This is a genomic window from Krasilnikovia sp. M28-CT-15 (assembly GCF_047159595.1).
Taxonomy (GTDB): domain Bacteria; phylum Actinomycetota; class Actinomycetes; order Mycobacteriales; family Micromonosporaceae; genus Actinoplanes.
Window position 1 is genome coordinate 624,755 of sequence record NZ_BAAGAK010000001.1, and the last position, 13,108, is coordinate 637,862.

At 70.6% G+C, this 13,108-nt stretch carries 18 protein-coding genes; 11 read left to right on the top strand and 7 right to left on the bottom strand.

The features are described 5' to 3' along the window. Nucleotides 1–18: 18 nt before the first annotated feature. The 3 genes from ACMCNO_RS03065 to ACMCNO_RS03075 all read right to left on the bottom strand — a co-directional run bounded on the left by ACMCNO_RS03065 (nucleotide 19) and on the right by ACMCNO_RS03075 (nucleotide 1,192). Nucleotides 19–453, bottom strand: coding sequence for an Imm1 family immunity protein (locus ACMCNO_RS03065; RefSeq protein WP_412747898.1), 435 nt, complete (start codon nucleotides 451–453; stop codon nucleotides 19–21). After that, nucleotides 419–844, bottom strand: coding sequence for a DddA-like double-stranded DNA deaminase toxin (locus ACMCNO_RS03070; RefSeq protein WP_412747899.1), 426 nt, complete (start codon nucleotides 842–844; stop codon nucleotides 419–421). Before ACMCNO_RS03070 ends, ACMCNO_RS03065 begins: the two co-directional genes overlap by 35 nt. Before the next feature lie 81 nt (nucleotides 845–925). Beyond that, nucleotides 926–1,192, bottom strand: coding sequence for a hypothetical protein (locus ACMCNO_RS03075; protein WP_412747900.1), 267 nt, complete (start codon nucleotides 1,190–1,192; stop codon nucleotides 926–928). Nucleotides 1,193–1,810: 618 nt separating this feature from the next. Here ACMCNO_RS03075 and ACMCNO_RS03080 point away from each other — a divergent pair. Genes ACMCNO_RS03080 through ACMCNO_RS03090 form a run of 3 tightly spaced genes read left to right on the top strand, consistent with a single transcriptional unit; the run spans nucleotide 1,811 to nucleotide 3,736 of the window. After that, nucleotides 1,811–2,614 carry a helix-turn-helix domain-containing protein gene (locus ACMCNO_RS03080; RefSeq protein WP_412747901.1) on the top strand — a complete coding sequence of 268 codons (804 nt, stop codon included), beginning with the start codon at nucleotides 1,811–1,813 and terminating at the stop codon, nucleotides 2,612–2,614. A gap of 8 nt (nucleotides 2,615–2,622) precedes the next feature. Then, nucleotides 2,623–2,964: a PCC domain-containing protein gene (locus ACMCNO_RS03085; RefSeq protein WP_412747902.1), complete on the top strand. Its 342-nt coding sequence runs from the start codon at nucleotides 2,623–2,625 to the stop codon at nucleotides 2,962–2,964. A 34-nt stretch (nucleotides 2,965–2,998) separates the two neighbouring features. Beyond that, a complete protein-coding gene (locus tag ACMCNO_RS03090; RefSeq protein ID WP_412747903.1) occupies nucleotides 2,999–3,736 on the top strand; it encodes a hypothetical protein in 738 nt (245 codons plus the stop codon). A gap of 4 nt (nucleotides 3,737–3,740) precedes the next feature. On the opposite strand, the gene ACMCNO_RS03095 is transcribed toward ACMCNO_RS03090, so the two are convergent. The 4 genes from ACMCNO_RS03095 to ACMCNO_RS03110 form a co-directional block, all read right to left on the bottom strand. After that, nucleotides 3,741–3,914: a hypothetical protein gene (locus ACMCNO_RS03095; RefSeq protein WP_412747904.1), complete on the bottom strand. Its 174-nt coding sequence runs from the start codon at nucleotides 3,912–3,914 to the stop codon at nucleotides 3,741–3,743. Nucleotides 3,915–4,037: 123 nt separating this feature from the next. Continuing rightward, complete coding sequence (locus tag ACMCNO_RS03100; protein ID WP_412747905.1) at nucleotides 4,038–4,385, bottom strand: thioredoxin family protein; 348 nt, start codon at nucleotides 4,383–4,385, stop codon at nucleotides 4,038–4,040. Further along, entirely contained in the window at nucleotides 4,367–4,747 is a 381-nt protein-coding gene (locus ACMCNO_RS03105; protein WP_412747906.1) for a MerR family transcriptional regulator, read from the bottom strand. The genes ACMCNO_RS03100 and ACMCNO_RS03105 overlap by 19 nt, the downstream gene beginning before the upstream one ends. Before the next feature lie 47 nt (nucleotides 4,748–4,794). Next, a complete protein-coding gene (locus ACMCNO_RS03110; RefSeq protein WP_412747907.1) occupies nucleotides 4,795–5,133 on the bottom strand; it encodes an STAS domain-containing protein in 339 nt (112 codons plus the stop codon). A 125-nt stretch (nucleotides 5,134–5,258) separates the two neighbouring features. On the opposite strand from ACMCNO_RS03110, the gene hemL reads away from it, so the two are divergent. From hemL to ACMCNO_RS03150, 8 genes are all read left to right on the top strand, one after another. Then, a complete protein-coding gene (gene hemL / locus ACMCNO_RS03115) occupies nucleotides 5,259–6,596 on the top strand; it encodes a glutamate-1-semialdehyde 2,1-aminomutase (protein ID WP_412747908.1) in 1,338 nt (445 codons plus the stop codon). Further along, a complete protein-coding gene (locus ACMCNO_RS03120; RefSeq protein WP_412747909.1) occupies nucleotides 6,593–7,246 on the top strand; it encodes a histidine phosphatase family protein in 654 nt (217 codons plus the stop codon). Before hemL ends, ACMCNO_RS03120 begins: the two co-directional genes overlap by 4 nt. 1 nt (nucleotide 7,247) lies before the next feature. Continuing rightward, a complete protein-coding gene (locus ACMCNO_RS03125) occupies nucleotides 7,248–7,805 on the top strand; it encodes a TlpA family protein disulfide reductase (RefSeq protein WP_412747910.1) in 558 nt (185 codons plus the stop codon). Then, nucleotides 7,805–8,743 (top strand): cytochrome c biogenesis CcdA family protein, encoded by a 939-nt coding sequence (locus ACMCNO_RS03130; RefSeq protein WP_412747911.1) that lies wholly within the window; start codon nucleotides 7,805–7,807, stop codon nucleotides 8,741–8,743. Before ACMCNO_RS03125 ends, ACMCNO_RS03130 begins: the two co-directional genes overlap by 1 nt. 25 nt (nucleotides 8,744–8,768) lie before the next feature. Then, nucleotides 8,769–10,394, top strand: a complete 1,626-nt coding sequence (locus ACMCNO_RS03135) for a cytochrome c biogenesis protein ResB (RefSeq protein ID WP_412747912.1) — start codon at nucleotides 8,769–8,771, stop codon at nucleotides 10,392–10,394. Then, on the top strand, nucleotides 10,394–11,461 hold the full coding sequence (gene ccsB, locus ACMCNO_RS03140; protein WP_412747913.1) for a c-type cytochrome biogenesis protein CcsB: 1,068 nt from the start codon (nucleotides 10,394–10,396) through the stop codon (nucleotides 11,459–11,461). The genes ACMCNO_RS03135 and ccsB overlap by 1 nt, the downstream gene beginning before the upstream one ends. A 199-nt stretch (nucleotides 11,462–11,660) precedes the next feature. Continuing rightward, nucleotides 11,661–12,170 carry an RNA polymerase sigma factor gene (locus tag ACMCNO_RS03145; protein WP_412747914.1) on the top strand — a complete coding sequence of 170 codons (510 nt, stop codon included), beginning with the start codon at nucleotides 11,661–11,663 and terminating at the stop codon, nucleotides 12,168–12,170. After that, nucleotides 12,163–13,044: a hypothetical protein gene (locus tag ACMCNO_RS03150; protein WP_412747915.1), complete on the top strand. Its 882-nt coding sequence runs from the start codon at nucleotides 12,163–12,165 to the stop codon at nucleotides 13,042–13,044. Before ACMCNO_RS03145 ends, ACMCNO_RS03150 begins: the two co-directional genes overlap by 8 nt. Nucleotides 13,045–13,108: the final 64 nt, after the last annotated feature.

Sequence of the window (13,108 nt, forward strand, 5' to 3'; positions counted from 1 at the left end):
GGGTTCAGGCGCGGGTGGCTACTTCTCCCACGCGAGACACGTCGGCCGCTCGCCCGTTTCGATGAACTGCCGGGCTGCTTCGCGAGCCTTCGCCGGAGTGACGCGAAGACAATCCGGGTCTTCCTCGGTAGGCAGATGGCCGTAGTCAAACTCAATCGGGATCCCATTCCATGCCGAAACACCGGGCTCGTAGCCGACACCATTACCGGGGCCGATCCAAAAAACACGCGCCCTGTCTGGGTGTCCCACGCTCATGTGCAGACCGACGCGGTGTCCGTCATACCTCAGGTCTTTGGTGATATCAACGACGAAGCTCAGTCCCGTTGGTCCTCGCTCGGCCTCGATGCGGTCCAGAACCTCGTCGAGTTCGGACGTGGTGCCGACCTCTACCTTCCGTTGACCGTTGTCCCAGCGGACTCTAATTGTCATCGCGCCGCCGAACCACCTTTCCATTGCCAACGTAGCGGTCGTGGAACCTCAATTGTCCACCTTCCCGTACGTACACCTCAAGCATCGATCCTTCGGGAAGCATGTCGGGCAGCAGCTCGTCGCATCCAAGATCACCCTCGCATGGCTTTCTGGTGAGCACCAGGCGAACCCGTCTCAGCTCCAAACGCTCTCGCATGAGCGCCGCGACGTGTCCCTCCACGTGGCTCAGACCGACGTTCCCAGTACGCGACCACGGCGCCTTCTTGCGCACGAGCGTCGCAGCATTGTCGACTATCTGTCCTCCCGCCCCGTTGACGATGGGTTCAGGGTGTAGCTCATGGCCGTCCTGATCCAACGCGATGCCGGCGACGTAGGCACTCGGCGGGAGGCGCAGGCGAGCCGCAGCGTCGCGCACGGCTTGCGGAATCGGAGTCGCTGCTGCGCCCGGGGGCGTGGTGATGCGGGTTGGTGACGGCGGGGTACCTCCGCCAGCTCCTCAAGCGCCGCCGAGGACCCAACTCGCGTACGACTGAAGCGACTCCCGGCAGCCCTCAACCGCCGCGCGAGCGCGTTCGATGTCCTCCTTCGCGGTGCGGAGCTGATGGTAGGCGCCCATGACGTAATCGTTCTGGGTGTCGCCGACAACCGCGCCGATGCGGCCGATGGCCTCCTCAATTTCTTCACCTACCGCGGCGAGGCTTTGCGCCGGTAGGCCATTCTCGGCAAGCTGAAAGACGGCGCCAGCGCCTTCTGCCATAGACATGACGTAACAACCTCCGTGGTTTCTGCGATAGCACACCCCGCCGGTGCATGTGCCGAGACTTTCCGTCCCAGCCTTTGGCCGGGTGTCAACGGCCACACCCGTTCATGACGCTTAGGCATTTGGTCCCATGAGCCGTCGTGATACCGGTCGCCTCGAACGTTCACGAGCCGATCTCGTTGGCCCGTCCCGGTTCCCACCCCCGCAGCGCCGCGAGCAGGTATTCCAGCGATGCCGGCTCGGACGGGTACACGACTGCGGCTCGGCCGACCGAACGAAGCCTCGGATGCAGCGACGCCCCGCGAGCCCGCCTCGGTAGCGGAGGCGGGGTGACGGCTGGTCGTTCCGCCGTCATCGGACTCTGGCCCCGGTCTTCGCGTGGCCATGTCCCTCCGGACAACCGAGGGGCCTGCCGCACTGTGGACACCACCGACACTTGATCTTGAATCCCAGTAGGCCCGAGAAGAACCCGATGAGTAGGGCGACTGCTATTGCGGGTAGCACGGTGCACCCCCTGTGTGTTTAGGCTTGGCTGTGGCACACAGCGTCCCTCTACGATCACTCTCCAGGGAAGTTCGGCGGTGTCTCCAAGCCGCTCCACATCGAGGATGTAACTAGCGCATGACCGATTTGGGCCTGACAATGAGGGAGGTCCGCGAAGAGGCGGGCTATTCGCTGTCTGGTATGGCCAAGCGGACCGGCTACAGCCGGGGCTATCTGGGCAACGTGGAGACCGGCGAGCGGCAGGTGACCCCCGACGTCATCCGGGCCTATGAGCGGGTGTTGGGGGACAGATTGAAACGTCGGCAACTCTTGATCGCTGGGGGCCTGGCGGCGTTCTCGGCAGGTTCAACACGTGACGCAGCCGTGAGCATCGCGTCCGAAATCGGCAAGACGCGAAACGGTCTGCTCCTGGAGACGCAGACCTCCCATGCGACCGATCGAGCGATTGCCTCAATCGTTGCCCGGGACACGCCCTCGCTGGCAGCGTTGGTTAAGTGGTCGCGTGCGGGCACGGCCGTCCTTCGGGTCAACGCTGCGGGCATCCTCGCAAAGGTCGGCTCGCCACTTGTAGATAGCGAAGCCATCGCGGCTCTGCGGACAAACGCGACGGTCCGTGAGCTTTATCTGACCGCCGTCCTGTCACGGGTGCTTGCATTGCCTTGGGGCGAGGCGAACAATCTCGCCTCGTCCCAATCTGGTCTCGCAAACCCCGAACACGTCGTGGCCATGAGCACGGAGTTGAACAACCCGTATGACTCTGTGGCGCGTTGGTGTTCGACGGTCATGCTCTATCGCACCCGCACCGATGATCCGGTAACCGTATCCGCCGCACTCATCGAATCACTGAAAACCGAACCGGCACGGGAGAATCTCCGCGCCATCGGCTCGGCGCTCGCGGGCGTCGACCCCCTCACAATCTAGGAGAGATCTTGTTCCTCGTTACCGTTGAGAAAGATCAGGAAGTCGTCGAAACGGTCGGAGCCGCTGTTGCGGCTCGGGGAGTCCGAAACGGATCTATCTCGCTTATCGGGGCGGTTCAGGAGTGCACGGTGTCGGTGATGAACAAGGATGACGCCCTCTTCGATCGGCTCCGCAGCTACGACCAGCCGTTTGAGCTGACCGGTACCGGTGAGGTGGTCGACGGGAGCGTTCATCTCCACGTTGTACTTGCCGGGGAGGACGTGACAGCAGCTGGACACCTTCACCGGGCCGTCGTACGTGACTTCTTCGTCCGCGCCTACATTTCGCCATTGGACCAGGCCGCAAACTAGATTAGGTGCGCGCCGGCTCTTGGAGGTGCCGACGATGAAGCTGGTTGCCGAACCCATGCCGGCTCGGGAGCGCCCGGAGGACCAGCTCGCGCGGTTGTTCGCCGACGGTTGGCCCGCCTGGATCGCGGCGGACCAGGAAGTCAAGAAGTACATCGGCCGGGTACAGGAGCTGTTCGCCGAGCTGGAGCTGGTGCTGCTCGACCCCGCCGACGAGATCGTCGCGATGGGCTGGGCGGTACCGCTGTGCTGGAACGGCGACCCGGGTGACCTGCCCGCCGGATACACGGACTCGTTGCGGCGCACCCTGGCCGATCACGACGCCGGTCGAACGCCGGACACGCTGGTCATCATGGCAGCCCAGGTGCGCGGCGACCTGCGCGGGCAGGGCGTTGCCGGTGAGCTGCTCACCGCGCTGCGGTCCGTGGCCGACGAACGCGGACACCACAGGGTCATCGCGCCGGTGCGTCCCACACTCAAGGCCCGCTACCCACTGACCCCGATCGACCGGTTCGTGACGTGGACCCGTGATGACGGCGCTCCGCTGGACCCGTGGCTGCGCACTCACTGGCGGCTCGGCGCTCGCATGATCGCCACGGCGCCGCGGTCCCAGACGATGACCGGCTCGATCGGCGAATGGCAGCAGTGGACAGGAATGGTGTTCCCCGAGAGCGGCGACTACGTCATTCCCGACGGCCTCAGCCTGCTGCACGTCGACCACGAGCACGACCGAGGAACGTACGTGGAACCGAACGTGTGGTTCCAGCACCAGTAGAGCTCTACCCGCGGTTGGCGAGCCCACGGCCTTGCAGCAGCTCCCGATCCGCACGGCAGAAGCCCGACGGATCCGCGTCGGAGCGCAGATGTTCCAGCGACACGGCGCCCGCGTAGTCGAGTTCCTCCAGCTCGGGGCCGACCACGGCGTCGGTGGTGACGGCGTACCCACCGGCCAACCGGTACCCGATCTCACGTGCGATGAAGTTCGAGGTCGGAAAACACGACGAGTCGATCCACCCCGCAATCCTCCACGCGCGGGCCGTTCCGCCTTCGCGGTGGTCAGCCTTGGCCGAGGCGGATCAGCGGTTCGCGTACGGTGCGGTGCGGTCCTCAAGCGCGTTGCGCAGGTACGACTTCGGGCGGGCGCCGACGATCGACCCCGTGACCACGCCGTTCCGGAAGAACAGCAGCGTCGGCATGGACAGCACCCGGTACGTCCGGACCGCCTCCGGGTTCGCGTCGGCGTCGATGGTGGCGATGACGATCCGGTCGCCGAACTCGGTGGCCAGCTCGGCCAGGGTCCGGGCGAGCGGGCGGCACGGCGGGCACCACGTCGCCCAGAAGTCGACCACGACCGGCCGGGTCTCGCGCAGCACCAGTTCGGCGAACGTCGCGTCGGTGACCGTGGTCAGCGAAGCCTCGGACACTGTTCCTCCCGTTGTGCGATGGCCTCGGCCAGCTGCTCGTGCAGCCGCCCGCGTACCTGCGTGAGCCGGCCGAGGTAGGCGTCCACCTCGGCGATCTTGCGCCGGAGCACGGCCACGGAGTCCGGGCAGACGTGCCCCGAGGTGTTCCCGGCGCGCAGGCAGGCGACGAACGGGCGGATCTCGTCGAGCGCGAAACCGGCGTCGAGCAGGGTGCGGATCTCCCGCACCACGCGCAGCTCCGACTCCTCGTACCGTCGGTAGCCGTGCGGGTCCCGGCCCGCGCGGACCAGGCCCTGCTCCTCGTAGTACCGCAGCGTGCGGGCACTCGTCCCGGCCCGCTCGGCCAGCTCACCGATCAGCATCGCGAAAGCCCCTTCGTCCCCGACGACGCTAGGCCCTCACACCGGCGTCAAGGCAAGGGCTGTTGGGCGCTGCTGATCATGAGGGCGCTGCGCAGCCCGGTGATGTCGAGGACGCGCAGCAGGAAGTCGCCGACATTCGCGAGGGACAGCACGGCGCGGGCGTGCTGGGCCTTGCGGCTGAGCACGACCAGGGTGCCCAGGCCCTGCGAGTCGCAGAACGTCACTCCGGCCAGGTCGAGGACGATCCGGGCGGGCGGCTCGGCCAGCTCGTCGGTCACCATGGTCGACAGCCGGGTCACCGTGAGCACGTCGATCTCCCCGGCGAGGTGAAAGACGACCTCGTCGGGGGCGCGCTGCACCGCGATGGATAGCTCCGGCCGCTCCACGCGGGCCAGCCTATCGTTTCCGCACTTGCGGAGCCCGTCGGCGCGGCGGGGCTCGGTGATGTGCACAACCTCGCTCCGGGGCTGGGCGGACGGGCGCCGGGGGGCGCTGACAGAATGGTTCCGCTGTGACCACCTCAACGCGCGCCGACGCGCGTCCGTACCCGGACGACGCCCCGGCCTCCCAGACTTTGTTCGACCGCGCCCGCGCCATCGTGCCGGGCGGGGTGAATTCGCCCGTGCGTGCGTTCCGGGCGGTCGGCGGCACGCCCCGCTTCATGGCGCGCGGGCAGGGCCCGTGGCTGTTCGACGCGGACGGCCGGCGATATGTGGATCTGGTCTGCTCGTGGGGCCCGCTGATCCACGGCCACGCGCACCCCGAGATCGTGGCCGCGGTGCAGGCCGCGGCGGCGCACGGCACCAGTTTCGGTACGCCGACGGCCGGGGAGGTGGCGCTGGCCGAGGAGATCGTCCGGCGGACCCCGGTGGAGCAGGTCCGCCTGGTCAACTCGGGCACCGAGGCCACGATGACCGCGATCCGGCTGGCCCGGGGGTACACCGGGAAGTCCAAGATCATCAAGTTCGCGGGCTGCTACCACGGTCATGTGGACGCCCTGCTGGCCGCCGCCGGCTCCGGGGTGGCGACGCTGGGGTTGCCCGATTCGCCCGGGGTCACCGGCGCGGCGGCGGGCGAGACGATCGTGCTGCCGTACAACGACGAGGCCGCGGTCGAAGCGGCGTTCGCCGCGGACGGCGCCGAGATCGCGGCGGTGATCACCGAGGCGGCGCCCGGCAACATGGGGGTCGTCGCCCCACGCAAGGGCTTCAACCAGCGCCTCGCCGAGCTGGCCCACGCCCACGGCGCGCTGCTCATCGTCGACGAGGTGATGACCGGCTTCCGGGTCGCCGCGGGCGGCTGGGCCGCCCTCGACCCGGTCGACGCGGACCTCTTCACGTACGGGAAGGTGATGGGCGGCGGCCTTCCGGCGGCCGCGTTCGGCGGCCGGGCCGAGGTCATGTCCCGGCTCGCCCCGGCCGGTCCGGTCTACCAGGCCGGGACGCTCTCGGGTAACCCGCTGGCCTGCGCGGCCGGGCTGGCCTCCCTGCGGCTGGCCGACGCCGCCACGTACCAGCGCCTCGATGCGTTGGCCGACACCGTGGGCCGCCTCGCCGCCGACGCGCTGACCGCGGCGGGCGTGCCGCACCGCCTGTCGTACGCGGGCAACATGTTCTCGGTCTTCTTCACCGACGCCGAGGTCGCCGACTACGAGGCCGCGAAGACCCAGGACGCCGACGCGTTCCGGGCGTTCTTCCACGCGCTGCTGGCCCGCGGGGTCTACCTGCCGCCGAGCGCGTACGAGTCGTGGTTCGTCTCCACCGCGCTGGACGACGAGGCGCTGGAGCAGATCGCCGCGGCGCTGCCACCCGCGGCCCAGGCGGCCGCGGCGGCGGGAGGCACCCGATGACCCAGACGCGGACGACCGTGCACGTCGTGCGGCACGGCGAGGTGTACAACCCCGCCAAGATCCTGTACGGCCGGCTGCCCGACTTCCACCTCTCGGAGCTGGGCCGCCAGATGGCCAAGGCCGACGCCGAGGCGCTGGCCGACCGCGACGTCACGCACGTCGTGGCGAGCCCGCTGGAACGCGCCCAGGAGACCGCCGAGCCGATCGCCGCCCAGTTCGGCCTGGAGATCGCCAAGGACACCCGGCTCATCGAGAGCAGCAACTTCTTCGAGGGCAAGCAGGTCTCCGTGGGCGACGGCGCGCTGCGGGACCCGCGCAACTGGTGGGTGCTGCGCAACCCGGTCACCCCGTCCTGGGGCGAGGCGTACATGGTGATCGCCGCGCGCATGTTCGCGGCGCTGCAGGCCGCCCGGGTCGCGGCCGAGGGCCACGAGGCCGTCTGCGTCTCGCACCAGCTGCCGATCTGGACCCTGCGCCGGTACGTGGAGAACAAGCGCCTCTGGCACGACCCCCGGCGCCGCCAGTGCGGGCTGGCCAGCATCACCTCGTTCCGCTTCGAGGGGGCCAAGGTGGTCGGCATCGACTACCGCGAGCCCGCCGCCCACCTGGTCGCAATGTCCCCGGGCGCCCGGAACGCCAAGGGCGCCTGACATGCGCCGGTTCGCCAGCGTCCTGGCCGCCGCCGCCCTCGCCGCGGCGGCGCTGACCGGCTGCGGCGAGCAGAGCTGGGAAAAGAAGTGCACGACCAGCCCGCAGGGCGTCATCGAGTGCACCCCCGAGCGGCGGCCCGCGGCCCGCGAGGTGACCGGTGAGCTGCTCGACGGCGGCACGTACGACGTCTCCCAGGACCGGGGCAAGGTCGTGGTCGTCAACTTCTGGGGATCGTGGTGCAGCCCGTGCCGGGCCGAGGCCGACGACCTGGAGCAGACGTACACGGCGACGAAGGACAAAGGGGTCACCTTCGTCGGGGTGAACTCGCGGGACGGCCGCGACGCCGCCCGGGCGTTCGAGCGGGGCCGGGTGAGTTTCTCCAGCATCTACGACCCCGACGGCAAGGTGGCGCTGAGCTTCGACGTGACCCAGGTCAGCACGCCGTCGACCCTGATCCTGGACCGGCAGGGCCGGATCGCGGCGGCGTTGCGCCGGGCCACCACGGTCGCCGAGCTGCGGCCGCTGGTCGAGCGCATCGCGGCGGAGGGTACGGGCTGATGGGCGAGGCCTTCGCCGAAGCGGTGGCCGGCGGCCCGATGCTGCTGGCGATCGGCGCCGCCGCCCTCGCCGGCCTGGTGAGCTTCCTGTCGCCGTGCGTGCTGCCACTGATGCCGGGCTACCTGTCGTACGTGACCGGGCTGGCCGGTGCCGACCTGGACGCGGCCCTGGGCGTCACCCCGAAGGCCACCTCCGGTGCGGTCGCCACGGACCCGCGGGTCAGCGGCTCCGGGGCCGACGACGGCCGCGCGGCGGCCGGCGGCGCAGCGGCGGGAGGCGGTGGCGTCGTCACTGCCGGAGCCGCGGTGGCGGTCGACGGGGGCGGCGGGGCTCCGGTCCGGCCCTCCCGGCTGAGCGGCCGGGGCCGCGTCCTGGTCGGCACGGTGCTGTTCGTGCTCGGCTTCGCCGTGGTCTTCATGCTGCTGGCCACGCTGGTCGCCAACATCGGGCTGACCATGCTGGCACACAAGCAGGTCCTCGACATGGTGCTCGGGGTGGTGGTCATCGTGCTGGGCCTGGCGTTCCTCGGTCTGGTCCCGGGCCTGCAACGGGAGGTGCGCATCCACCGGCTGCCCGCGGCGGGGCTGCTCGGCGCCCCCGTGCTCGGTGCGCTGTTCGGGCTGTCCTGGATGCCGTGCACCGGCCCCACCCTGGGTGCGGTGCTCGGGCTGGCGACCAGGAGCGGGCAGACGGACCGGGCGGTGGTGCTCGCCCTCGCGTACAGCCTCGGGCTGGGTCTGCCGTTCGTGCTGTTCGGGCTGTTCTTCCGGCGGCTGCTCGGGGTGTTCGGCGCGGTGCGCCGCAACAGCCAGTGGGTGACCCGGATCGGTGGTGCCCTGCTCATCGCGGTGGGTCTGGTGCTGGTCACCGGCGGCTGGAACGACTTCCTGATCTGGTTGCAGACCACGTTCGACTTCGACGCGGGGACGCTGCTGTGAGCCGCGGCACGGCCGGGACGACCCGGTGACCGCGGTCGAGGAGCGGCCCGCGCCGTCCGCCGCGCCGCCACCGCGGGGGCCCAACCCGGCGTGGGTGCTGCTGCGCAACTCGTGGCGGCAGCTCACCAGCATGCGTACGGCGCTGGTGCTGCTGTTCCTGCTGGCGGTGGCCGCGGTGCCCGGCTCGGTGCTGCCGCAGCGCCCGGTCGACCGGGGACAGGTCGCGGCGTACTTCGCCGCACATCCCCAGCTCGCCCCGGTCCTGGACCGGCTGGGCGGCTTCGACGTGTACGCCGCACCCTGGTTCGCCGCCATCTACCTGCTGCTGTTCACCTCGCTGGTCGGCTGCGTGGTGCCCCGCCTCGTGGAGCATCTGCGCGCGCTGCGTACCGTGCCGCCGGACGCACCCCGCCGCCTGGACCGGCTGCCGCGGCACGCCGCGCCCGCGCAGGAGGCGGGCGCACCGGCCGCGGCGGCCGCCGCGATCGCGGCGACGCTGCGCCGCCGCCGGTTCCGTACGGTGGTCCGCGAGCACCCCGACGGCGTGGTGACGGTCTCCGCCGAGAAGGGCTACCTCAAGGAGACCGGCAACCTGCTGTTCCACCTCGCCCTGCTGGCCGTGCTGGTCGGCGTGGGCTTCGGCTCGTGGTACGGCTGGCACGGCAGCCGCCTGCTCGTGCAGGGCGCCGACACCGGGTTCTGCAACTCCGTCACCCAGTTCGACGACTCGGCGCTGGGGCCCCGGGTCGACGCGGCCGACCTGCCGGACTTCTGCATGCGGCTCACCGGCTTCGCCGCCAGCTACCAGCCGACCGGCCAGCCGAAGTCGTTCCGGGCCACGGTCGCCGTCCAGCAGGACGGCCACACGTCGACCCGCTCGTTCGCGGTCAACGACCCGCTGCGGCTGCGCCACGCCAACGTGCACCTGATCGGCCACGGCTACGCCCCGGTGCTGCGCTACACCGACCGGTACGGCCAGCAGCAGACCAACGTGTTCCCGTTCCTGCCCCGCGACGGCATGCTGACCAGCGAGGGCGTCGCCACGTTCCCGGACGCCAACGTCGACCCGCGCACGAACAAGCGCGACGAGAATCTGCAGGTGGGCTTCGAGGGCGTGTACCTGCCCACGGTCGACCCGCAGGGCGGCGCCGCCTCGGCGTTCCCGGCCGAGCGGGACCCGGTGCTGTTCCTCACCGCGTACCGGGGGAATCTCGGGGTGGACGCGGGCATCCCCGGCTCGGTGTATGCGCTGGACCGCGCGCAGATCGACACGGGCAAGCTGAAGAAGGTCGGCGGGGAGCGCCCGCAACGGCTCAAGTCCGGCGAGAGCTGGACCCTGGACGACGGCACGAAGCTGGAGTTCCTCGGCACCCGGCAGTTCATCACGCTGTCGGTGCGCTACGACCCCACCCAGTCACTCGTGCTGGCGGGCGCCGTACTGGGCCTGCTCGGGCTGATGTTGTCGCTGGCCGGGCACCGGCGCCGGGTCTGGTTCCGGGTTTCGCCCCTGCCCGGTGACGCGGGCCCGGCCGACGGTAGCGTGGTGGAGGCTGGCGGCCTGCCGCGCACGGACTATCCCGGCTTCGGTGCCGAGTTCGAGCAGCTCACCCAGGCGGCCGCGGGGCCGGTCCAGAGCGGAGGGACGGCGTGATGGCCGAGTTGTCGAATCAGCTCATGGTGGTCGCGGTGCTGGCGTACCTGGCGGCGATGGTGTGCCACGCCGCCGAGTACTCGTTCGGCAACCGCAGCCACATCGGCCGCGCCGCCGCGCGCCCCGCCCGCCAGCTGGTGGGGGCGGGTGCCCCCGTCACCGCCTACGCGCCGCCCGCCGACGGCGAGATCCACACCGACGCCCCGATCCCGGTCGGCGAGGGCCCCGTGGAGGAGTCCGCCTCGCCCGGCGGCCACGAACCGGTCTCGCCCGCCGGGCCCGGGGCTTCCGGCACGCGGGATCGCGGGGCGCTGTTCGGCCGGATCGCGGTGGCGATCACGGCGCTGGCGCTCGCCGCCCACCTGGGCACCCTGGTCACGCGCGGCATCGCGGCGGACCGGATGCCGTGGGGCAACATGTACGAGTTCATCCTGTCGGTCACCTTCGTCGGGGCGGCCGCATGGCTGGCCGTGCTCAGCCGCAAGCCGGGCATCCGTCACCTCGGACTCTTCGTCACGCTGACCCTGGTGGTGCTGCTCGGCGCGGCCGGGCTGATCGCGTACACCCCAGTGGGGCCGCTCGTGCCCGCGCTGCACTCGTACTGGTTCGTCATCCACGTGTCGACGATCATCCTGGCTTCCGGCATCCTGCTGTTCGGCGCGGTGCCGGCCGCGATGTTCCTCATCAAGACCGGTCACGACCAGGGCAAACGGTCCTTTCCGTACACGCTGGGCAAGCGGGTGCCCGCGGCGGCCACGCTGGAGCGGCTGACGTTCCGGCTGCACGCGTTCGCGTTCCCGCTGTTCACGTTCGGTGCGCTGATCGCCGGCCCGTTGTGGGCCGAGGCGTCGTGGGGCCGGTACTGGGGCTGGGACCCCAAGGAGGTGTGGGCGTTCATCTCGTGGGTCGTGTACGCCTGCTACCTGCACGCCCGGGCCACCCCGAGCGTGAAGCGCACCACGGCCACCTGGATCGCCCTGCTGGGCTTCGTGACCATGCTGATGAACCTGTTCGGGGTCAACCTGTTCTTCTCGGGCCTGCACTCCTACGCCAACGCCGGCATGTAGGGCTGGTGTGACGAAAGCCTCATCACCGGCCGGGTGAACCGGTAAGGCGAGCGCGGCCACCCGCCGATTCCTGCCGTTGCCGCGATCCGGGCGAACAATTTCCGCCGTCGGCTGCAACCACGAACGTGGCCCGTTCGTGAACGGTATGCGACGGCCCCGGGGAGGGCCGCCGCACCGACGGGGAGGAGCGGGGCGGCGCATGCGGGATGCCCACAGTTTCGACGAGTTCTACCGTCAGACGTCGACACGTCTGATGCGCTACGGCTATGCCGTGGTCGGCGACCCCGCCGAGGCCCAGGACCTGGTCCAGGAGGCGTACGCGAAGGCGTGGCGGCACTGGCGCACGGTGGCCGCTCACCCGGCCCCCGAGGCGTGGGTCCGGCTGACGCTGGCCCGGCTGGCCACCGACCGCTGGCGCCGCCTGGCCGCCTGGCGCGGTGTGCTGTCACGCACCGGGCCACCACCACCCATCGCGCCACCCAGCGTCGACACGGTGCTGCTCACCACGGCCCTGCGGCGGCTCCCGGCGGCGCACCGGCAGGCGGTGGCGCTGCACTACCTGTTCGACATGTCGGTCGACGACATCGCCCGCGAGACCGGGGCCGCGGCAGGCACGGTCAAGTCCTGGCTGTCCCGTGGCCGCGCGGCGCTGGCCGCCCAGCTCAGCGAGGCCCGTGACGGGCAGATTCTGGAGGCGCACGATGTCTGATCTCAAGCAGAGGTTCGCCGCGCTCGCTGACGACGCGGATCAGGTCGCGGTGGCGCCCGCCGGAGAACTGCGGACCCGCGCGGACCGCCGGGCCCGGTCGCGGGCGGTCGTGGCGACACTCGCCCTGGCGGTCGTGGTCGGCGGTACCGCCACGGGCGGTCGATGGTTGTTCACCGCCGGTGGACCCGCGGTACCGCCGCAGCCAGCCGGCAGCACCCAGGTGACCGCGCCCCCGTCGAACGCCCCGGAACCGTCCCTCACGAACGGCACGAAGCCGCCCGACACCACCCCGCCGAGCAGCGGAACTCCGGTCCGCTCGGACGTGCCGGACCGGGCGTTCCTCACCCTCGCCGAAACGCGCGCCGAGGAGCCCTACACGGTGGACACGGAGGACCAGATGCCAGAGCTGTGCGGCGCAAGGTTCCCCAGTGACGGGGCCGTCCAGAGCCGCCGGACCGTACTCGCGAACTACAAAGGCCCGCACACCCCGGCGGACAACACACCCGATGGCACCGTCATGCAGACGATCACCGTGTACGGCGGTGGTGGAGCGCAGGACTTCATCCGCGAGTTTCAGGCCGCGGTGCGTGGCTGCCCGAAGAAGGTGAAGGGCGACGTGACCATCCGGCCGCGCCTGCTGCCCGCCCCGAGCCTCGGTGACGAAGCGGTGCTGGTGGAACGGAAGGTTGTCGTCGACGTGCCGCCCGGCGAGTTCGGCGCCGGTGAGCACGTGTGGCGCACGGCCGTGGTGCGGGCCGGGGACGCGGTGACGGTGCTGAACATCCAGGGCTGGGAGGGCGCCTCGATCGATCCCGCGGAGACGACCACGCTGACCCGGCAGGCCGCCGAGCGCCTGGCGAACTGGCGCCGGTAGGTGACGCCCCGGGGGCGGTCCACCCGCCCCCGGCGGCGACCGTCCCCGGCGTACGCAAGACTGG